The 18,033-nt window shown below is 38.8% G+C and carries 23 protein-coding genes and 3 pseudogenes; 11 read left to right on the plus strand and 15 right to left on the minus strand.

The features are described 5' to 3' along the window. Positions 1-10: 10 nt before the first annotated feature. Complete coding sequence (locus tag R2H34_RS02815; protein WP_318342409.1) at positions 11-346, minus strand: TIGR01244 family sulfur transferase; 336 nt, start codon at positions 344-346, stop codon at positions 11-13. 122 nt (positions 347-468) lie between these two features. Between R2H34_RS02815 and R2H34_RS02820 the strand changes: the two genes are divergently transcribed. From R2H34_RS02820 to R2H34_RS02835, 4 genes are read left to right on the plus strand one after another with little or no spacing between them, the layout of a single operon-like run. Continuing rightward, positions 469-1,365, plus strand: a complete 897-nt coding sequence (locus tag R2H34_RS02820; protein WP_004906487.1) for an alpha/beta hydrolase — start codon at positions 469-471, stop codon at positions 1,363-1,365. Next, entirely contained in the window at positions 1,366-1,788 is a 423-nt protein-coding gene (gene trxC / locus R2H34_RS02825; protein ID WP_075696071.1) for a thioredoxin TrxC, read from the plus strand. An 18-nt stretch (positions 1,789-1,806) separates the two neighbouring features. Continuing rightward, the gene (locus R2H34_RS02830; protein ID WP_039047703.1) at positions 1,807-2,229 is read left to right on the plus strand and encodes an acyl-CoA thioesterase; all 423 of its coding nucleotides are present in this window, start codon (positions 1,807-1,809) and stop codon (positions 2,227-2,229) included. Between the two features lie 48 nt (positions 2,230-2,277). Continuing rightward, positions 2,278-2,766 carry a GAF domain-containing protein gene (locus R2H34_RS02835; RefSeq protein WP_075696072.1) on the plus strand — a complete coding sequence of 163 codons (489 nt, stop codon included), beginning with the start codon at positions 2,278-2,280 and terminating at the stop codon, positions 2,764-2,766. 38 nt (positions 2,767-2,804) lie between these two features. Here R2H34_RS02835 and R2H34_RS02840 read toward each other — a convergent pair. The 3 genes and pseudogenes from R2H34_RS02840 to R2H34_RS02850 all read right to left on the minus strand — a co-directional run bounded on the left by R2H34_RS02840 (position 2,805) and on the right by R2H34_RS02850 (position 4,258). Beyond that, positions 2,805-3,298, minus strand: a pseudogene (locus R2H34_RS02840) (ester cyclase). 76 nt (positions 3,299-3,374) lie between these two features. Further along, positions 3,375-3,869 carry a DUF4442 domain-containing protein gene (locus R2H34_RS02845; RefSeq protein ID WP_004906494.1) on the minus strand — a complete coding sequence of 165 codons (495 nt, stop codon included), beginning with the start codon at positions 3,867-3,869 and terminating at the stop codon, positions 3,375-3,377. A 14-nt stretch (positions 3,870-3,883) separates the two neighbouring features. Next, a complete protein-coding gene (locus R2H34_RS02850) occupies positions 3,884-4,258 on the minus strand; it encodes a DUF520 family protein (RefSeq protein WP_318342410.1) in 375 nt (124 codons plus the stop codon). A 6-nt stretch (positions 4,259-4,264) separates the two neighbouring features. Between R2H34_RS02850 and R2H34_RS02855 the strand changes: the two genes are divergently transcribed. Beyond that, positions 4,265-5,409 (plus strand): IS3 family transposase gene (locus tag R2H34_RS02855; RefSeq protein WP_115613877.1). Its coding sequence is split into 2 segments (ribosomal slippage): positions 4,265-4,529 and positions 4,529-5,409, totalling 1,146 coding nucleotides; the frame shifts between segments, so codons are not numbered across the junction. 45 nt (positions 5,410-5,454) lie between these two features. Here the strand turns inward: R2H34_RS02855 and R2H34_RS02860 are convergent. After that, positions 5,455-5,658 (minus strand): annotated as a pseudogene (locus R2H34_RS02860) (DUF520 family protein); the annotation flags it as partial. 90 nt (positions 5,659-5,748) lie between these two features. Between R2H34_RS02860 and R2H34_RS02865 the strand changes: the two are divergent. After that, positions 5,749-6,063 (plus strand): rhodanese-like domain-containing protein, encoded by a 315-nt coding sequence (locus tag R2H34_RS02865; RefSeq protein WP_004955533.1) that lies wholly within the window; start codon positions 5,749-5,751, stop codon positions 6,061-6,063. A gap of 78 nt (positions 6,064-6,141) precedes the next feature. On the opposite strand, the gene mnmC is transcribed toward R2H34_RS02865, so the two are convergent. Genes mnmC through R2H34_RS02885 form a run of 4 tightly spaced genes read right to left on the minus strand, consistent with a single transcriptional unit; the run spans position 6,142 to position 9,504 of the window. After that, a complete protein-coding gene (mnmC, locus tag R2H34_RS02870) occupies positions 6,142-8,052 on the minus strand; it encodes an FAD-dependent 5-carboxymethylaminomethyl-2-thiouridine(34) oxidoreductase MnmC (RefSeq protein WP_151711528.1) in 1,911 nt (636 codons plus the stop codon). Between the two features lie 12 nt (positions 8,053-8,064). Then, a complete protein-coding gene (locus tag R2H34_RS02875) occupies positions 8,065-8,562 on the minus strand; it encodes a hypothetical protein (protein ID WP_004955537.1) in 498 nt (165 codons plus the stop codon). A 3-nt stretch (positions 8,563-8,565) separates the two neighbouring features. Further along, positions 8,566-8,868 carry a YciI family protein gene (locus tag R2H34_RS02880; RefSeq protein WP_004906511.1) on the minus strand — a complete coding sequence of 101 codons (303 nt, stop codon included), beginning with the start codon at positions 8,866-8,868 and terminating at the stop codon, positions 8,566-8,568. A gap of 24 nt (positions 8,869-8,892) precedes the next feature. After that, positions 8,893-9,504, minus strand: a complete 612-nt coding sequence (locus R2H34_RS02885) for a septation protein IspZ (protein WP_004906514.1) — start codon at positions 9,502-9,504, stop codon at positions 8,893-8,895. Between the two features lie 45 nt (positions 9,505-9,549). Here R2H34_RS02885 and R2H34_RS02890 point away from each other — a divergent pair, with 45 nt between their 5' ends. Further along, positions 9,550-10,401, plus strand: a complete 852-nt coding sequence (locus tag R2H34_RS02890; RefSeq protein WP_004960943.1) for a PHP domain-containing protein — start codon at positions 9,550-9,552, stop codon at positions 10,399-10,401. 7 nt (positions 10,402-10,408) lie between these two features. Here the strand turns inward: R2H34_RS02890 and R2H34_RS02895 are convergent, their stop codons facing one another. After that, entirely contained in the window at positions 10,409-11,320 is a 912-nt protein-coding gene (locus tag R2H34_RS02895) for a bestrophin family protein (RefSeq protein ID WP_004906518.1), read from the minus strand. A gap of 38 nt (positions 11,321-11,358) precedes the next feature. After that, positions 11,359-12,099, minus strand: coding sequence for a RadC family protein (gene radC, locus R2H34_RS02900; protein ID WP_004960941.1), 741 nt, complete (start codon positions 12,097-12,099; stop codon positions 11,359-11,361). Positions 12,100-12,209: 110 nt separating this feature from the next. Between radC and coaBC the strand changes: the two genes are divergently transcribed. The 4 genes and pseudogenes from coaBC to R2H34_RS02920 all read left to right on the plus strand — a co-directional run bounded on the left by coaBC (position 12,210) and on the right by R2H34_RS02920 (position 15,644). Then, a complete protein-coding gene (gene coaBC, locus R2H34_RS02905) occupies positions 12,210-13,466 on the plus strand; it encodes a bifunctional phosphopantothenoylcysteine decarboxylase/phosphopantothenate--cysteine ligase CoaBC (protein WP_125298129.1) in 1,257 nt (418 codons plus the stop codon). Between the two features lie 156 nt (positions 13,467-13,622). Next, on the plus strand, positions 13,623-14,000 hold the full coding sequence (locus R2H34_RS02910) for a cytochrome b562 (protein ID WP_005403663.1): 378 nt from the start codon (positions 13,623-13,625) through the stop codon (positions 13,998-14,000). A gap of 206 nt (positions 14,001-14,206) precedes the next feature. Next, a complete protein-coding gene (locus R2H34_RS02915) occupies positions 14,207-15,049 on the plus strand; it encodes a methylated-DNA--[protein]-cysteine S-methyltransferase (RefSeq protein WP_004906526.1) in 843 nt (280 codons plus the stop codon). Continuing rightward, a pseudogene (locus tag R2H34_RS02920) lies at positions 15,036-15,644 on the plus strand (alpha-ketoglutarate-dependent dioxygenase AlkB family protein). Before R2H34_RS02915 ends, R2H34_RS02920 begins: the two are co-directional and overlap by 14 nt. 50 nt (positions 15,645-15,694) lie before the next feature. Here the strand turns inward: R2H34_RS02920 and secB are convergent. The 4 genes from secB to rsgA all read right to left on the minus strand — a co-directional run bounded on the left by secB (position 15,695) and on the right by rsgA (position 18,011). Further along, positions 15,695-16,153, minus strand: coding sequence for a protein-export chaperone SecB (secB, locus tag R2H34_RS02925; protein ID WP_004906530.1), 459 nt, complete (start codon positions 16,151-16,153; stop codon positions 15,695-15,697). 15 nt (positions 16,154-16,168) lie between these two features. Continuing rightward, the gene (gene grxC / locus R2H34_RS02930) at positions 16,169-16,429 is read right to left on the minus strand and encodes a glutaredoxin 3 (protein ID WP_004774456.1); all 261 of its coding nucleotides are present in this window, start codon (positions 16,427-16,429) and stop codon (positions 16,169-16,171) included. Positions 16,430-16,440: 11 nt separating this feature from the next. Beyond that, positions 16,441-16,857 carry a rhodanese-like domain-containing protein gene (locus R2H34_RS02935; protein ID WP_004955555.1) on the minus strand — a complete coding sequence of 139 codons (417 nt, stop codon included), beginning with the start codon at positions 16,855-16,857 and terminating at the stop codon, positions 16,441-16,443. Positions 16,858-16,952: 95 nt separating this feature from the next. Beyond that, positions 16,953-18,011, minus strand: a complete 1,059-nt coding sequence (gene rsgA, locus R2H34_RS02940) for a ribosome small subunit-dependent GTPase A (protein WP_151730473.1) — start codon at positions 18,009-18,011, stop codon at positions 16,953-16,955. Positions 18,012-18,033 lie beyond the last annotated feature (22 nt).

Consider the following 18,033-nt stretch of genomic DNA (forward strand, 5'->3'; position numbering starts at 1 on the left):
ATATTTTTTATTAATCATCCAACAAATCCATTTGCTTGGCTAACTGATATAAGTTGTTTGAGCGATTGCCGGTACGGCAAAACATTAAAATGGGTTTAGGAAGTTCGTTATAATGATTGGCAAAGGTGCGTACATCGATTTCACTAATTTGACCAGCAATGACGGGTTGATACACATAATCAAGACCTGCTGAACGTGCTGCTTCTTCTATTTTAGCGCTAGTCGGTTGTTCTAGTCCGCCTTCCATATCAGGACGGTTATTGATGATTGATTTGAAGCCTTTTTCGACGACTTGCTCAACATGTTCAGGACCAATTTGACCTGCAAAACCAACATTTTCTGACATCTTGTCACTCCAAAAATAAACAAAACATTTTATGCTCTATCATAGCATTAAGCTTGATCTTGAGTTTAAATGTCTATAGTAAATACATGATGATAAGCAAAAGATAACGCAATGGAGCGCGCATGCACACCTATACAGTTGAGCCGTTGTATGTTCCTAGTGGTGATGAAACGATTGCTGCTGATTTTTATCTACCGAAATCCAACATAAAACCAGCCGTTATTATTATGGCGCATGGTTTTGCTGGATTACGTCAGTTTAAATTAATTCAGTATGCGCAGCGTTTTGCACAAGCGGGTTATGCTGTTATTTTATTTGATTATCGTTATTGGGGAGGGAGTACTGGGAAACCTCGAGAGTTGATCTCTTTAAGTGCTCAATTAGATGATTGGAAAACCATAGTTCAGTATGCATCAAATTGTAAATATATTGATAGTAGACGTATTATCTTGTGGGGAACCTCATTAAGCGGCGGTTATGCTTTAAGTTTGGCTACAGACCTAAAAAACATTCAGGCAATCATGGTTCAAGTTCCGTATGTTGATGGTGCTGAAACAGCGAAACTTTATCCCTTGCAACGCTATCCTGAAGCATTAAAGCGATCAAGTCAGGATTATATGGGCTCAAAAATGGGGCTTGCACCTAAAACACTACCTGTTGTTGATCAATACAAGCTTTGTTTTTTACCTACATCTGATAGCTACTTTGGATATCATTCAATAGTGAATCCTGATTATTATTGGAGTGGTGAAGTTCCAGCACGTGTATTTTTTAATTTGATGCGTTATCGCCCAATCCAATTTGTACGAAAAATCAATATTCCTGTTTTATTCATTGCTGCTAAAAATGACACTTTAATTCCAATTCAGTCTAGTCGTGAAGCAGCGACCAATATTGCGCCATTTGTCACGTATCATGAGTGGGATATTAAACATTTTGATATTTATCATGGTTCATGGTTTGAAAAAGCAGTCACAACCCAATTAGAATTTTTGCATCAACATATTGGAGTGATGTAAATGATTATAGTCTGTAGTTCATGTGGTGCAAAAAATCGTGTACCAGAAGAGAAATTAAGTACGCAACTAAGTTGTGGTAAATGCCATCAGTCATTATTATCACAACAACCTATTGAATTGAATGAACAAAATTTCAGTAATTTTATTTCTAATACTGATTTACCTGTATTGATTGATTTGTGGGCAGAATGGTGTGGCCCATGCAAAATGATGGCTCCACATTTTGCTCAAGTTGCAACCCAAAATCCATATGTGATTTTTGCAAAGATTGATACAGAAGCAAATCCAAGATTGAGTGCAGCATTTAACGTACGTAGTATTCCAACCCTAGTGCTGATGAACAAAACAACTGAAATTGCTCGAGTGAGCGGAGCATTACGTGCACCTGAACTTCAGCAATGGCTAGAGCAACATTTGAAGTAACATCAAGAGATATTTGATATGACTGAGCGTTTGAACCATCCTGAAGGCACGCTTTCTTTGCAAACGATTGCAATGCCTGCTGATACTAACTGGAGTGGTGATGTTTTTGGTGGATGGATTGTATCTCAAATGGATTTGGCTGGTGCAATTCACGTCGAGCGCTTCAGTAAAGGTCGTTGTGCAACGATTGCAATTAATCAGATGACTTTTTTAGTTCCTGTGAAAGTCGGAAATGTGATTAGTTGCTATACAAAAATCTTGAAAGTTGGTAATACTTCGGTCCAAGTACAAATTGAAGTATGGAACAGTCATGATGATTCGCGTGAACCAGTGCGAATTACTGAAGGGGTGTTTACCTTTGTTGCGGTCGATGTAAAGGGTAATAAACGTCAAATTTCAGAAGAAGTTAGACAGAAATTTACAGCAACGCTATCGGTTTAAGCGTATTTGCTTGATACGATTAGGGAGTTATCTCGTTAGGATTTAAGCATGGCTGAAGAGCTCATTTTGCAACAAGGCGATAAAGCCGAACAATATCAAAGTATTATCCCTCAGATTAAAGCAATTATTGAGGGTGAGCCTGACCTGATCGCTAATCTTGCAAATATTTGTGCTGCACTGAATCAGCAATTTGGTTGGTTATGGGTTGGTTTTTATTTGGTTAAGCAAAATGAATTAGTATTAGGTCCATTTCAGGGACCAATTGCCTGTACTCGTATAGCGAAAGGTCGTGGTGTATGTGGTACAGCATGGCAACAACTACAAGTTATTATCGTGCCTGATGTTGAGTTGTTTCCAGGACATATTGCATGTAGCTCAGCGTCTAAATCAGAAATCGTATTGCCGATTATGCAAAATACGGAATGTGTTGGTGTACTAGATATTGATAGTGATGAACTCAATCAGTTTGATGAAGTCGATGCTAAATATCTGCAGCAACTTATTTCTATTATTGAAACATCAATTTCTCATTCATAAAGGTATAACACAAATTTATTTGGGCTATACCTTTGTAGCTAGAACATGGTATTACTGTTTTTACTTTGCTCTGGGATGTTTTGAATCACATCCCAATGCTCGACAATTTTCCCATTTTCAACACGGAAAATATCAATAATTGCTCCTCCCCGATCTGTATCATTTTCAGTTGAATGAACATGTAGAACAACTAGGTTTTTTCAGCAATCGCTTTTTTAATTACATTTTTTGCTGCTGGATTATTGCTAAATTTCTCCGTAAAGAAGTTTACAAAAGGTGCTTTGCCATCGGGAACATTCGGATTATGTTGAATATATTGGTCGCCAATATAGCGATCAGCATATGCTTTAACTTGGTGTTTCAAAAAAACACCTTCATAAAAGTCCACGACAATTTTCTTATTTTGTTCTGATAGCTCATCGGAGAGAGTTTGGTTCGAGCTGTTAAGATGAGTCGTATTCAATGGAATAGAAGAACAAGCAGTAATGATAGTCGTCAAAAATATGATGGGAATAAAGTAAATTTTTTTCATAATATAAAGCCCGAGAAACAAAACGGTATTTGTATCTTGGGCTGAGTAACTATCTAAAAGAAGTTTAGATCAGTTATTATTTTTTACGTTTGGGTAACCAAGCCCAAAGCATTTGGCATTGGATCGGTTCATTTGCAGAATCATCAATGACCGTAACAGGAATCAGTAGCTCGCCTTTTTCATTATTTGCAATGAACTTTTGTTGATCAGCAGATAATGTTGCAGTTGCAGTTAAACCGCCTTGTGCGACTTTTAAATAATCTACATGTAAAGATTTGATCAATAAAATGCGATCATCAGGTACATGTAAACCTGTTAAAAATCCAGTTGCTGTCTCAGCTAATAAAGCCATAGCTGCCGCGTGTACACCCTTAATATGATTTTGCATATTACGTTGGTTTTCAATGCGAACAGTCACATGATCTTTATCTACTTCTAAATAGCGTATGTTCGCTGTTCCTACCATCGGAACAACACGACCAAATGCTTTGCTCCATAAGGTACTACGGATACCTTTAGGGAATTTAGAAGTGGTTTTAACTAACGTATAAAGACGGTTATCTTTTTCCATAGCGAGCCTATTGCTTAGTCTTTGAAATTATTAAATTGCAGTGGCAGACCAAATTGTTGTTCACGTAAAAAATTCATGACTTGTTGCAACGTATCACGTTTTTTATCAGTGACGCGGATTTTGTCCCCTTGGATAGAAGATTGCGCTTTGATACCACTTTCTTTAATGGCTTTATTAATTTTTTTTGCAGTATCTGAGTCAAGTCCATCTTTGAGTTTGACCACTTGTACTACATGTTTACCTGATGCAGTGGCTTTTTGTGGATCAAGCGCTTGTACATCAACCTTACGTTTATAGAAATGATTTTCAAGCATTGTATAGAGGTGGATCAGGAAATTTGAACAACACTTATAAGTGATATTTTGCTCCCCAAATGATGTTATAAACATCAATATATGGAGTATTTTATGGCACGTAGACCAAGAAGAAATCATTCAAATGATTTTAAAGCTAAGGTAGCACTTGCTGCGATTAAAGCAGAAAAAACACTTGCTGAATTGAGTGCTGAATTTGATGTTCATCAAAACCAAATTATCGACTGGAAAAATCAATTAATTTCAGCTTCCTCGCAAGCTTTCGATCAATCAAAAGCTCCAACAGAACCACCCATCGATCTAAAAAAACTACATGCAAAAATTGGTGAGCAAGCATTAGAAATTGATTTTTTAGAAGGTGTGTTGAAGAAACTGGGCCGCTTCAACCACAAAAGTTAATCGACGACTCACTTCAGATTTCAGTATCTAAGCAAGCTAAGCTGCTGAAAGTCTCCCGTGGTTGTTATTATTATCGCCCAAAACCTGCGAGTGCATCAGATCTGAAGCTGATGCGGTGTATGGATGAATTACATATGCAATATCCTTTTGCAGGTAGCCGTATGATGCGTGATTTGTTGAATCGTCAAGGACATCATATAGGACGACGTCATACACGTACTTTAATGAAGAAAATGGGCATTAATGCGTTATATTGCAAACCAAATTTAAGCCAGGCTAATCAAGCTCACCGCAAATATCCATATCTGCTCAAAGGATTGGCTATTCAGCGCAGTAATCAAGTGTGGTCTACGGATATAACGTATATCCCTATGGCAAAAGGCTTTGTTTATTTATGTGCTGTGATTGATTGGCATAGCCGCAAGGTACTTGCGCATAGAGTATCGATTAGTATGGAGGTTACATTTTGCATAGAAACATTAAATGAAGCTATTGAAAAATATGGTCGACCTGAAATATTTAATACAGACCAAGGCAGTCAGTTTACCAGTGATGCATTTATTGATGTATTGAAATCAAATGGCATTCAAATCAGTATGGATGGTAAAGGTCGATGGGTTGATAATGTGATGGTTGAACGATTATGGCGGAGCGTTAAATATGAAGAGGTGTATCTCAAAGCCTACAGCAATGTTTTGGATGCGAAGAAGCAATTAAACGCATATTTTGAATTTTATAATTTGAAACGACCTCATTCGAGTCTGGACAAAATGACTCCAGATGAGTTTTACTATGACCAGCTACCACAACAAAATAAGGTAGCTTAACTAGAGCAGAGTATCACTTATAAATAAGCTTTTAGTTGTTCAAACATGTGGGACCACCTCTGTATAGACTTGTTCACATTGGAAATCACTTTCAGTCGAGATTTTAATTTCTTTATTTTTCTCATTTAACTCGATCGAAACGTCTTGTCCGCGAAAGTCGAAACGTGTACCAATCTCTTTTTGCGTGTTTTGTACCGCATGATTGACTTCAAATAACTCTAATTCAGAAACAATATCAAAAGAAGGCATGGTTAGACCTTTACAAAGGGAAAGAATATTTGAGATGCTAAGGGTGTTTTCTTCATTTGCCAAGTGTTGTTTACATCAAAGGAGTGCGCAATGATCCGTAAACAAGAAATTACAACATTTGAGTTCCCAGAGGACGCGATCATTTGGGATGTCCGAGATACCAAAGCGTATTCAGAGGCTCATGTCAAAGGGGCAGTAAATCGTCCTATTGCTGAATTAACTGCGGATAGTTTGACTCAAGTTGCAGCGGATCAGCCGATTTACATTTTATGTGGTGGTGGCAGTAAAGCACCCAGAGCAGCCGAACTTTTAGAAGGTCTAGATAGTTCACGTGAATACGTCGTTTTGATGGGAGGTACTCGTGCAGCACGTGATGCTGGTTTACCTCTTGTAGAAGGTGTGTAAATGAAAAAGTTTGCCAAAATACATTTGTGTTTTGGCAAACTCAAAAATAAATCAAATTCTCGATTTAAAATTTAAAAACTACATTTGCTTCGAATAATACGGTTTTTTCACTTTTACTTTTTTTTGGAAACGTAACGGATTCAATTTACTTAGTAAAGATTGTGGAGCTGGACAAAGCTCACCCAATACTAATGCAGCTAAAATCTCACTGCATAATGGTGCAAATAAAAATCCTTTAGAACCTAAACCTGCAAAAGTATAAATTTCAGTGTTTGATTCCATTTTCCCAACCAAAGGAAAATAGTCTGAACTCTGCGCCCGAATAGAAGCACGACCATGCCACATGTCGATCGATGGAAGTTGTTCAGCATATTGTGGGAAGATACTGTGGATAAGTTCGTAGTTATGCACATGGTCTTCAGCAAGAACATCACTATCGTCACGGTTAGGGTAGAAGGATGCACCTAAAATCAATTGAGAGTCATCTAACTGCATACAATAACCACCATAGCTATAAGCCTGATCCAAGACCAAAGGCTGTATGGTGTTATTTACCCAACTGACCTGCCCTCGAATAGGCTTCAATACAGGATAGTTTTCAAATAAGGCAGCACTTTGTTTTGCACAACATACGATGACGTGATCTGCTACCGAAATTAAGTCCTCATCTTGCCAAATTTCTGTTTGCGTTGCTTTTGGTCTAAGACGAGAAACTTTGGCTTTTTTTATGCTGATATTTGGATGTTTTAAAATCTCATCACGCAATACATGAGGAGAAACTGCACCAGCTTGCTGCAATATCAAACTTGGATAGTTGGTTTCGATTGTTTGATTGAGAGAAGAATGAGCTGTCCCGAAAACTGATTTAGGATATTGTTGTTCTAGTCCAAGTAGCTCATCGGCATTTTTTATTGCGATCTGTTCTACTTGGATTGCACGGAATGCTTTAAATCGTGAATAAAAGTTTAAAGCATGCTGCCAGCTTAGAGTCATTAAATGTTCATGAGCTTGATCAATTGGACACAGCTTAGGATTGAGTAACGCAAGAGGATTACCAGAAGCACCTGAAAGTGGTTCATTTTGCTCGAAAATCATTACTTGGTGTCCACGCTGAGCAAATGCCCATGCGGTGGTCAAACCTGCTATTCCAGCGCCGATAATGGCGATTTGTCGCTGCTTTAGTTGCGTTGTTTCAGGTAATGCTGCTGGAAGCTCTTGGAGCAGCTCAGCCTCTGGATTTTCCTGATCTGGGCAGTCTAGCCAAATGGCTTTTAACATTTCTCGTTTGTGACCAAAGCCTCTAGGTCGGCTGATTTGGATCCCGTGTTGTTTTAGTCCACGTTTAAGAATCCCCGCAACGCTGAAGGATGCAAAGGTCGTTCCGTACTCGGATAAGCGCACAATATGATTTAATACATTTTCTTGCCACATATCAGGGTTACACGAAGGCGCAAACCCATCGAGAAACCAAGCATTGACGGATTGTGTTTTTGGGATACTTGGGAAAATGTCCTGCGCATCACCGAGCCATAGATCGATGCTAAATCGCTCTTCGGGAAAACTCAGGCGATGACAACCTGCAATCGGTAATGGGTATTGTTGTACTAGTTTATCTGCAAGAGGTTTAAGTTCATCCCAAACACTAAGCGCACGTATGAGATCAGCTTTACTGAGAGGGAATTTTTCAACACTGATGACATGTAAATGACTGTGATTATCAGGGCGAACACTTTGCCAAAGTTGCCAAAGGGTAAGAATATTGAGTCCTGTACCAAAACCCGTTTCACCTACACAGAAATACTGAAAGTCACAGAGTTCTGATAATCGTGTACTAAGATCATTTCCATTTAAAAACACATGGCGTGTTTCGAGTAAACCGTTATCTTTAGAAAAATACACGTCGCCAAATTGTTTAGATATGGGAACTTCGATACCATCAACAAGTTCCCAATCTAATTCAGCTGTTTGAAGTTTTAATGTTTGTGACATGAAGATTTATATTTACCACTGACGACGACGTTTGGTGTAGACATAACTTGCGATAAAGAAACCTAAAATTACCCCGACAGCAATCGTCATAGCGCCATATAAAAACATCTGAGCACTGCGTTCACTTTGCAGAACTTGGACTTGTACAGTCAAGTTATCATTTTTTAATTGTAATTCTTGATTTTGAGACAGAGCTTGCAGATTTGCATGTTCAAGTTGTTTCAAGCGTGTTGCTTGATCTTGAATCATGGCTTTGACTTTTGCATCTTGTTGTTGTTTGGCTTTTGCAATTTGTTCCGCAGTCAATGGCTTTGGTGCTGAAGCCGTTGTTGTATTGTTTGTGGAGCCACCTGTTGTTGCTGTTGCAGGTTTAGGTTGTACAGTTGCAGGTGTAGTAACGGGTGTTGTAGGCGCAGCCGCTGTTGGTGCTGATGGCGTTGTTGGTTCAACAGCCCAAGTCGTTGAACTGAGTAAACATAAAGCGAAAAAGCTTCTCACTGAAACTTGCATGATTTACCCTTTTGGAAAAGCTTTGTTGAACAATTTCACTTCGATATCAGCATATATCCCTTCTTTTAAGAACGGTTCATCTTGGATCCATGCATCGAGAGCTTCACGACTATCAAATTCGACAATAATCGTGCTACCTAAGAATCCTGCTTGAGGATTGTTTGGGTCTTTAGGATGAGCGCCCGCTGCGATCAGACGACCTTCATCATCTAATTTTTGTAAGCGTTCTAAATGTTGAGGTCGTGTTGCTAAACGTTTTTCTAGAGTACCTTCACGATCAGTACAAGTCAGCACAAAATAGGGCATAGATGTAGCTCAATAACTTTAAATTTAGTCTGTGGTTTTAAAATGCTTTCTTAAGCAAAACAGTATAACAGCAAGGTAACTGATAGAAACGATAATATCGCCAAATGCGGTGAACTCGCCCCAATATTTGCCTTGCATAAAGATAAAACCGAAGAAAAAATGTAGTGAGGCTAATAAGAAGAATTGCCCACACCAAGCCCAGTTTAAACGCATCCACCCTTGAGGACTTAACTCAAGTAACGAACCTAATAATTTTTGGATAATTGGCATCCGTTCTTTATTGAATAAAGGCGTGACTAAGAACCCGATACCTATTCCAATATTGATGATGACAGCTTTCATTTTAATGTAAGTTACATCACTGAAAATTAAAGTGATTCCTCCAAAAATAATGGACATCACCACAATAAACCATTGCATTTTTTCCAGTTTGAATTTTTGGAAAAAGAACAAACAGCCATAAACCACTAAGGTTGAAATAAGAAGCGCGCATGTTGCAACAAGAATATGATTTTGATCAGTATTTCCTGCGCTACCCACCAATTGGAGAAGGGGATGTTGACTATCTTTAGGATCGGTCGTTTTATAAAAGTAGAAGAAGATAATCAGCGGAAGGTAGTCGAGCAACGCTTTCATGTTACAGTACGATGATGAAATAGGTCAGATAGCATAATACAAACCATGTTCGGTGTCGATTTACATACACATACTCACATTTCTGATGGTACGTTCTCTCCTGAGCAACTGGTACAGGCTGCTGTCGATTTGAAAATCCATATGTTGGCTGTAACTGACCATGACACTATGGATGGTTTAAGCTCTGCACGAAAGTATGCTCAAGATCATGATATTCAGATTATTTCTGGTGTTGAAATATCGAGTCAGTGGTCAAGACCAAACACGAAAAAAAGCTATGGTGTGCATATCGTGGCGCTGAATATGCAAGATGAAACACCGATCCAAGCTATGCTTGAAAATCAGAAAAAAGTCCGTGCGGAACGAGCTAAGGTCATCTGTGACTTATTAGAGAAATGTATTGATTTTGATATTTATCCAGATGTAATTGCGAAGGTTGATGGGCAATCAGATCGTGTAACCCGAACGCATATCGCTAAAACATTGGTAGAGAAAAATATCGTTAGTCGTCCACAGCAGGCATTTGACCGTTTCCTAAAAGAAGGAAAAAAGGCTTTCGTAAAATTTGAAGGATTAGGCTTAAAAGATACCATCGATGTGATACATGCGAGTCAGGGTTTTGCTGTATTAGCTCACCCAACGCGCTATGATTTATCTGCGACGAATATCCGCTATTTAATTGAATTATTTGCTGAGGCGGGAGGAGATGCAGTTGAATTACCTCCAAGTATAGAACCCGCTTCGACACGTCAAATGGTTGATCGAATGATTCAGCAGTTTGATTTAGCCGTTTCAATTGGCAGTGATTTTCATGGTGAAAATATGCCATGGATTAAACTGGGTAATACACCACGAGTAAAAGAGGGGCAAATTGGAATTTGGGATCATTTCCAATAATTCTACCTTACAATAAGTTGTGATCATGTGCCTGTATGGGCGGTGGAGTAGGTCTGCCCAGCGTGCTTAACAGTTCAATTTCAATTGAACGCACCATCGCATCTAAAGGTAAGTCGTTGCTTTGCGTTCCAAAAGGTTCTTCAATTTCTGTGCTCAGCGCATCGAGTCCCAAAAAGGTATAAGCCAAAATTCCGACTAAGAGTGGTGTGACTAAACCAAGTAAAGAACCTAAGCTAAATGGCAGCATAAAACAGAAAAAATAAACAGTTCGGTTTAATAAGACCGAATAAGCAAAAGGAATAGGGGTATTGGCAATACGATCACAACCCGTTTGCATCTCACTTAAAGCTGCGACATGACGGTTCATTTGTGTATAAATCACATCAGAAATTTCACCGTCTTTCAGCGCTTGCAGTAATTCCCATTGAATAAGGCTTAGTGTGTATTGCGGAGCATTATGTTGTTGGTAAAGCTGATTCAAAGCTTGCTGACTCAAACCGCTGGTTTCGGTCAGTTCAGTTGGGTTGGCTGTTTGGTGGCGTAATCGATCACGCAGCACATTCGCAAAAACAATCACATTTTGAATGATTCTTTCACGTCTGGCTTGTGCCAACACTCGACAATCTCGATCAAAATGACGTGAAGTCGCAATTAAAACACCCCAAAGTTTACGTGCTTCCCACCAACGGTCATAACATGCCGTATTTTTGAAACCTAAGAAAATCGACAGTACAACGCCGATCAATGTAAAACCAACCAATGGAATTTCAGGAAAACGATACAGGTCAATATATTCAACTCCGCCAATAATTGCAGAGATCAACATCACAAAACCTAAAGAGGGTAAAATTTTGGGTAAAATCGTCCCGCGCCATGAGAATAAAACTTTAAAAATGCTAGGCTGGTCGCGGACAATCATGTTATTTGAATCATTAATTTTATCTGTTGATGTTCATGTTAGATGGGCGCTTTGTCAAGATCAGATTGCTTGATTTTAATAGGGTTGAGTAGTTGTTGTTCAGTAAAAGAAAAATAGCCGTCAGGTGAAATAATAAAGTGATCAATCAAATGAATTTCAACTAATTTACAAGCTTGTTTGAGTTGTTGAGTAAAGTAGATGTCTTCATTTGAAGGTTGGGCTATTCCGTAGGGATGGTTGTGTGCAACGACGATTTGACAGGCCTGTTGTTGAATTGCGTAGCGTAGGGTCTGATTCAATGAAACGCTACATGAATGCTGCGAACCGTAAAATAGTTTTTTGAAATGAAGCTTCCTCAGTTCTGCATCTAAACACAGAACAGCAAATACTTCTTGTTTTTCACCTAGAAGTTCATAACGTAAATAATCCAAAACCAAAGAAGAATGATCTAAACATAGTCGTTGTTGATGAAAATAGTTATTCAAATAACGTCGTCCTAATTCTTTGACTGCCATGAGTTGCGCATATTTGGTTGACGCGATGCCATTAAATTGGGACAAGTCTTCTAACGAAGCATCAAAAATTGGGTTCAATCCTCCAAAATGCTGAATCAGGATACGAGAAAGTTCAACAGCTGAGTGTTGTTTCGAGCCAGAGCGGAGAAAAATCGCTAGTAGTTCAGCATCCGATAAACTTTGAGGTCCTTGCGAGAGTAAACGTTCTCTTGGTCGTTCTTGTTCTGGCCATGCTTTAATGGATTGTTTTATAGATTGATTCATTTTTATTCACATAATTTTTTTATGATGATAATTTTTCCAAGTGCATCACTTGGGTATGGTGATATTTAATGATATTGTGAGCGCCACTGCAACAGAAAGGTACCCTGTTTGTGAGCTTCGATCTAAGTGTAATTCCACATAAAAACATTATATTAGCGGTTACGGGTGGTATTGCTGCCTATAAAAGTGCCATTTTAGTACGCCGTTTAAAAGATTTTGGTTTCGATGTCCGCGTGGTCATGACACATGGCGCACAAGCATTTATCACACCTTTAACATTTCAAGCCTTGTCAGGGAATCCTGTACATACTGAGCTACTCAACCCTGAAGCAGAAGCAGGTATGGGACACATCGAGTTGGCGCGATGGGCTGATTTAGTGTTAGTCGCTCCAGCAAGTTGTGACACGATTGCGAAATTTGCCAATGGTTTGGCAGATGATTTGCTCAGTACATTATATTTAGCGACGAAAGCACCTGTTTGGGTTGCACCTGCTATGAACCAACAAATGTGGGCAGCAAAAGCAACGCAACGCAATCTACAAACTCTGGTTGAAGATGGTGTACATGTCATTATGCCTGATGCTGGTGAACAAGCTTGTGGAGATGTTGGTCTAGGTCGTATGCCTGAACCTGAAGATTTAGCTAAACAAGTTGCAGCTTATTTTCATAAAGCGCAGCGTGCAATTGCTGAGAAATTTGGTTTACTCGCTGGCAAGCGTGTCACGATTACAGCTGGACCAACGCGCGAAGCAATTGATCCTGTCCGTTATATTTCTAATCACAGTACAGGAAAAATGGGTTTTTCTTTGGCAGCAGCATGTTATGCGGCTGGTGCAAAAGTCACTTTAGTTGCAGGTCCTGTCAGTTTAGATACACCAAATGGTGTTGATAGAATTAATGTGAAATCTGCTATGCAAATGCTTGATGTTAGTATGAATCAGCTCAAAGAAGGTTGTGATATTTTTATTGCAACTGCCGCTGTTGCTGATTATCGAGTTGCTGAAGTTGCGGAACATAAAATTAAAAAGTCTGGAGATGAACTTGCAGTTTCATTGGTTAAGAATCCAGATATCGTAGCGACCATTGCACAGCAACAACAGCGTCCATTTATGGTGGGCTTTGCCGCTGAGACGCAAAATGTCGAAGAATATGCAGCAGGTAAATTGGTTGCTAAAAAACTAGACATGATTGCATGTAATGATGTGTCTCGACCTGATATTGGTTTCGCTTCTGATGAAAATGCAATGACAGTATTTTTCGCTCAGACATACCATATGGAAAAGCGTGAGTTAGAGAAAGCGTCAAAGCAAGAGATTTCGCAACAGTTGGTAGAAGCAATACATGATGCTTTACTACAGAAGTCGTAAATAAAACCATTTTACTTTTAATTAAAATGCAACGAAATCGTTGCATTTTTTATGTATTCTAAACTTACGTCGTCATCTGACCTACAAGCACAACTGTGTGCGATGTCAGTCTGTACGTGAATTCAATTATAGCCACAGTTTTGATAGGACATCCTGATGATTAAAAAAACTTTAGCCACTGCACTTATGTTGTCATGTTTTAGTTTGAGTAGCCCAGTTTTTGCTGGTGGTTTATCTGATGATATGAAAGTACTCGGTAAAAACTATAAAGCATTCAATCAGGCTGAAAATCCACAGGCGGCAACAGCTGCTTTAAATAATATGCGTGCAGCAGCAGTCCATTCAAAACAGTATAAGTTGGCCTCACATTCAGCTGAAAAAGTTCCAACTTCAACAGCATTATTTGAGCAAATTATTGTTGAAATTGATAAGGCAAAAGCACTTGTTCAAGCAGGTAAGTTAGACGAAGCAAAAAAACAAGCGAAGAAAATTGCAGATTTACGTGATCAAGGTCATAAGCATTATATGCATTAATTTATTGGGATTTAGATCAATAAATCTAAGCGTGTATTGTTAAGTCGAGCCAGTAGTTTAGTGATAAAACTGTACGTATTAAGCGTGCAGTTTTTTTATGCGCATTCATTTATATTGAATGCGCATAAAAAAACTGAGCATGATTCGGATTTTCATCAAACTTCTAAATTGATACAGTGAAACGATGAATGATGAGAGCTAATCCTATGTCCTCACAACAACATTATCAGCGAATTGCAGAAGCGATTGCTTATATACAGAATAATTTTCAAAGGCAGCCACAGCTTGATGAAATAGCAGCACATATTCATCTTAGTCCAGCACATTTTCAGCGCTTGTTTACTGAATGGGCAGGAACCAGTCCGAAGAAATTTTTACAATATATTAGCATTGAACATGCAAAGAAGGTTCTGAAGCAACAGCAGGGCAGCGTATTTGATGCAACATTTGCTACAGGATTATCGAGTACCAGTCGACTACATGATCTTTTTATTCAAATAGAAGGTATGACACCTGCTGAGTATAAATATGGTGGGCAGCATTTAACGATTCATTATCAGTTTTCTGAAACACCATTTGGTCAGGTGTTGATTGCATCTACTCAGAAAGGCATTTGTACACTTCGATTTGTAGAAAATACAGCTGAAGCATTAGCACATTTAAAAGAGCAATTTCCTCATGCAATGTATATTGAACAAGTTGACGCTTTTCAAGAAGCTGCATTGAAGTTTTTTCGGCAGGATTGGGAACAACTCCCGATGATTAAATTACATCTCAAGGGCACACCCTTTCAATTAAAAGTTTGGCAGAGCTTACTCAAAATTCCAATGGGGCAACTTTCGACTTATGGACAACTTGCCCAGATGATCGATCATCCCAAAGCAGCTCGTGCTGTTGGAACAGCAATTGGTCATAACCCGATTGCATTTTTAATCCCTTGCCATCGCGTGATTCAGTCGACTGGCGCTATCGGTGGATATGAGTGGGGAACAGTTCGTAAAACAGCTATTATTGGTTGGGAGGGTTCGCAGACTCATGCAATTATTTGATATTGAAGCAGATCCAACAGTGAACTATTTACCCTACGAGGGGACTGTTCATTATTATGGTAAAGTTTTAAGTAGTTTAGAAGCAGATCACTATTTCGAAATGCTTATGAAGAACATTGCATGGGAAAACGATCAGGCGATTATTTTTGGTCGAAAAATTATAACTAAAAGAAAAGTCGCTTGGTATGGTGATCGAGGCTTCGAATATACGTATTCCAACATTAATAAATATGCTTTGCCTTGAACTATAGAACTGATTGAGTTAAAAGCCTTAGTCGAAAAATTAACAGGTGAAACATTCAATTCTTGCTTGCTCAATCTTTACCACTCTGGAGAAGAGGGAATGGCTTGGCACAGTGATGATGAAATCGATCTCATCAAAAATGGTGCAATTGCTTCTTTAAGCTTTGGAGCGGAACGTAAATTTGCGTTTAAGCATAAACAAACCAAAGAAAAAGTTGATGTGTTTTTAGAACATGGCAGTTTATTAGTTATGAAAGATACGACACAGACATATTGGTTACATCGTTTACCGCCAACCAAAAAAATATTTACACCACGGATTAATCTTACCTTTAGAACGATTGTTGAGTAATAAAAAAAGGACTGATATTCAGTCCTTTTTTACAGCTATCGCAATAACGATTAAGCTTGACCTTGAGCATCTGCATCCGCTTGTAAGCGTTGCATGTTTGCTTCAAATTCTGCATCAAAGTTAATTGGTGTAAGTAACAATTGTGGGAAGCTACCCTTCGTTACTAAATCATTTACCGATTCACGTAAGAAAGGGAACAAGATATTTGGGCAGTAAGCACCTAAGATATATGGAAGACGGTCTTCTTCAACGTTATCAACCAAGAAAATACCTGATTGAGTTACATCAACGATAAACGCCGTTTCATTTTCATTTGTTGCTTGAACTACAACTTTTAATGATACTTCGTAATGATTTGGGTCAATTTTTTCTGCAGCAGAAGATAAATTGATATTGAGTTCTGGTTGCCATTGTTTTGTAAATACTTGCGCGCCAGGAACCTCAAAAGAAATATCTTTAGTATAAATACGTTCTAATGCAAGTTGTGGTTGAACTTGTTCTTCGCTCATTGTTTTTCCTTAAAGTTAAGCTAATAATTGGTCGAGTTTACCTTCACGCTCTAAAGCATAAAGTTGATCAAAACCGCCAATGAATTGGTCTTTGATAAAAATTTGAGGCACTGTACGGTGGTTAGTACGTTGCATTAACTCAATACGAACTTCAGGTGCTTCATTTGAAAGATTAATTTCTTTAAAAGCAACGCCTTTACGCTCAAGTAATTGTTTTGCACGTACACAGTATGGGCAAGACAGCGTTGAGTAAATTGTGACGTTTGGAGTTGTCATCTTATTGCTCCTTAAGCTTTGGTTTTACTTTTAACTAAGGGTAAGCCTTGAGCTTTCCAGTTGCTGATACCACCATCTAGACGATAGCTATCTGCATGCGCAACTTTTTGCAATGCTGCACCCGCAACTTGACCTAAGTTACAGATAAATACCAATGGACGATCACTTGCTTTTAATTCATCTACATGACTTGTGATTTGGCTATATGGAATGTTACGGCTACCGCTGATGTGACCATCACGGAAATCTTTCGCATCACGAAGGTCAATCAGCATGGCATTTTTTGCTTTAACCAAAATACCGAGTGATTGCGGTGAAATTTTACGACCATTACGTTGTCCTTCTAAAACAAAGAACAACACGATCAATACGCCGAGCGCACCAAATAAGAAGGGGTGATTCCCCATAAACTCTAACCAGCGTTCCACAAGTCACCTAAAGTTAAAATCAAAATTGATCCTGAGTATAACGTATCTCTATGGTGATCAAAATCCTTAGTTCAAGGGGGAATGATCGAGAAAAGTTAACTTTTTTGTTGAGCTTCTTGAATTTCATCAATGAGGCGTAAATAACTGTCAAGACGGCGCTGTAAGATTTCGCCTTGATCAACTGCTTGTTTCAATGCACAATTTTTCTCATGCGTATGCGTGCAATTACGGAATTGGCAGAGACCAAGATGTGATTCAATTTCAGGAAAACCTGTACGAACTTTTTCTAAATTTAGATGCCAAAGACCGAACTCACGAATCCCAGGAGAATCAATCAATGCGCCGTTTGATCCAAATTTAATCAGACGTGTTGAAGTCGTGGTGTGTTGACCAAGGGCTGAGTTTTCTGAGATTACATTGGTTTTCTGTGCTGCATTTGGGACGATAGTATTGATCAATGAGCTTTTACCCACACCTGATTGCCCAACAAAAGCCACAGTTTCCTTGTCCAAGCGTTGAGCAAGTTCAGTCAAATAACCTTGTGATTGGCAGATCATGGTTTCATAACCCAAGGCTTCATATTCACTGAGTAAATTTAGAATAGGGTCATTTTCAGTGAGTAAGTCTGATTTGTTGAGTACCAATAATGCAGGAATATTGGCATCAGCACAGGCAACCAAATAACGATCAATCAATGTTGGTGCAGGTTCTGGCAATGGTGCAAATACAATCACAATCAGACTAATGTTTGCTGCCACAGGCTTAACCTTATGATAGCGGTCAGGGCGAGTCAGTAGAGATTGTCTAGGATAGATTGCAGTAATGATTCCTAAACCTGTATTTGGATCTGCTTGCCATTTGACGCGATCACCAGTGACCAATAATTCGAGATTGGTACGAGTATGGCAACGCCAAACACTATCCAATTCAATTGGTTTCCAGAAAGGTTCAGGCTCACCATCTTGAACTTCTGGTTTTTCTGGATGTTGATCAGGTACAGAGAGTGCTTGTACTTCGAGTTGACGACCATAATGCTGAACAACTAGCCCATCCAAATCTTGTGATGTGTCAATGTCGTCTTGACGAGATTTGTGCTGTTTCTCAATACGACGTTGCTGTTGTTCGGTTAAGCGACGTTTACGAATTAAAGCCATTCATGTCCCAAAAAATCCATAC

The sequence above is a fragment of the Acinetobacter sp. 16 genome (assembly GCF_033439925.1).
GTDB lineage: Bacteria > Pseudomonadota > Gammaproteobacteria > Pseudomonadales > Moraxellaceae > Acinetobacter > Acinetobacter junii.

Coding starts and splice junctions, on each gene's coding strand:
- rsgA (WP_151730473.1), bottom strand. CDS start 18,011: ATGGCTTTAATTCGTAAACGTCGCTTAACCGAACAACAGCAACGTCGT.
- R2H34_RS02880 (WP_004906511.1), bottom strand. CDS start 8,868: ATGCCCTATTTTGTGCTGACTTGTACTGATCGTGAAGGTACTCTAGAA.
- R2H34_RS02815 (WP_318342409.1), bottom strand. CDS start 346: ATGTCAGAAAATGTTGGTTTTGCAGGTCAAATTGGTCCTGAACATGTT.
- R2H34_RS02890 (WP_004960943.1), top strand. CDS start 9,550: ATGTTCGGTGTCGATTTACATACACATACTCACATTTCTGATGGTACG.
- R2H34_RS02895 (WP_004906518.1), bottom strand. CDS start 11,320: ATGATTGTCCGCGACCAGCCTAGCATTTTTAAAGTTTTATTCTCATGG.
- R2H34_RS02820 (WP_004906487.1), top strand. CDS start 469: ATGCACACCTATACAGTTGAGCCGTTGTATGTTCCTAGTGGTGATGAA.
- R2H34_RS02830 (WP_039047703.1), top strand. CDS start 1,807: ATGACTGAGCGTTTGAACCATCCTGAAGGCACGCTTTCTTTGCAAACG.
- R2H34_RS02865 (WP_004955533.1), top strand. CDS start 5,749: ATGATCCGTAAACAAGAAATTACAACATTTGAGTTCCCAGAGGACGCG.
- secB (WP_004906530.1), bottom strand. CDS start 16,153: ATGAGCGAAGAACAAGTTCAACCACAACTTGCATTAGAACGTATTTAT.
- R2H34_RS02875 (WP_004955537.1), bottom strand. CDS start 8,562: ATGCAAGTTTCAGTGAGAAGCTTTTTCGCTTTATGTTTACTCAGTTCA.
- R2H34_RS02885 (WP_004906514.1), bottom strand. CDS start 9,504: ATGAAAGCGTTGCTCGACTACCTTCCGCTGATTATCTTCTTCTACTTT.
- radC (WP_004960941.1), bottom strand. CDS start 12,099: ATGAATCAATCTATAAAACAATCCATTAAAGCATGGCCAGAACAAGAA.
- grxC (WP_004774456.1), bottom strand. CDS start 16,429: ATGACAACTCCAAACGTCACAATTTACTCAACGCTGTCTTGCCCATAC.
- R2H34_RS02850 (WP_318342410.1), bottom strand. CDS start 4,258: ATGTTTATAACATCATTTGGGGAGCAAAATATCACTTATAAGTGTTGT.
- mnmC (WP_151711528.1), bottom strand. CDS start 8,052: ATGTCACAAACATTAAAACTTCAAACAGCTGAATTAGATTGGGAACTT.
- trxC (WP_075696071.1), top strand. CDS start 1,366: ATGATTATAGTCTGTAGTTCATGTGGTGCAAAAAATCGTGTACCAGAA.
- R2H34_RS02915 (WP_004906526.1), top strand. CDS start 14,207: ATGTCCTCACAACAACATTATCAGCGAATTGCAGAAGCGATTGCTTAT.
- R2H34_RS02845 (WP_004906494.1), bottom strand. CDS start 3,869: ATGGAAAAAGATAACCGTCTTTATACGTTAGTTAAAACCACTTCTAAA.
- R2H34_RS02835 (WP_075696072.1), top strand. CDS start 2,278: ATGGCTGAAGAGCTCATTTTGCAACAAGGCGATAAAGCCGAACAATAT.
- R2H34_RS02910 (WP_005403663.1), top strand. CDS start 13,623: ATGATTAAAAAAACTTTAGCCACTGCACTTATGTTGTCATGTTTTAGT.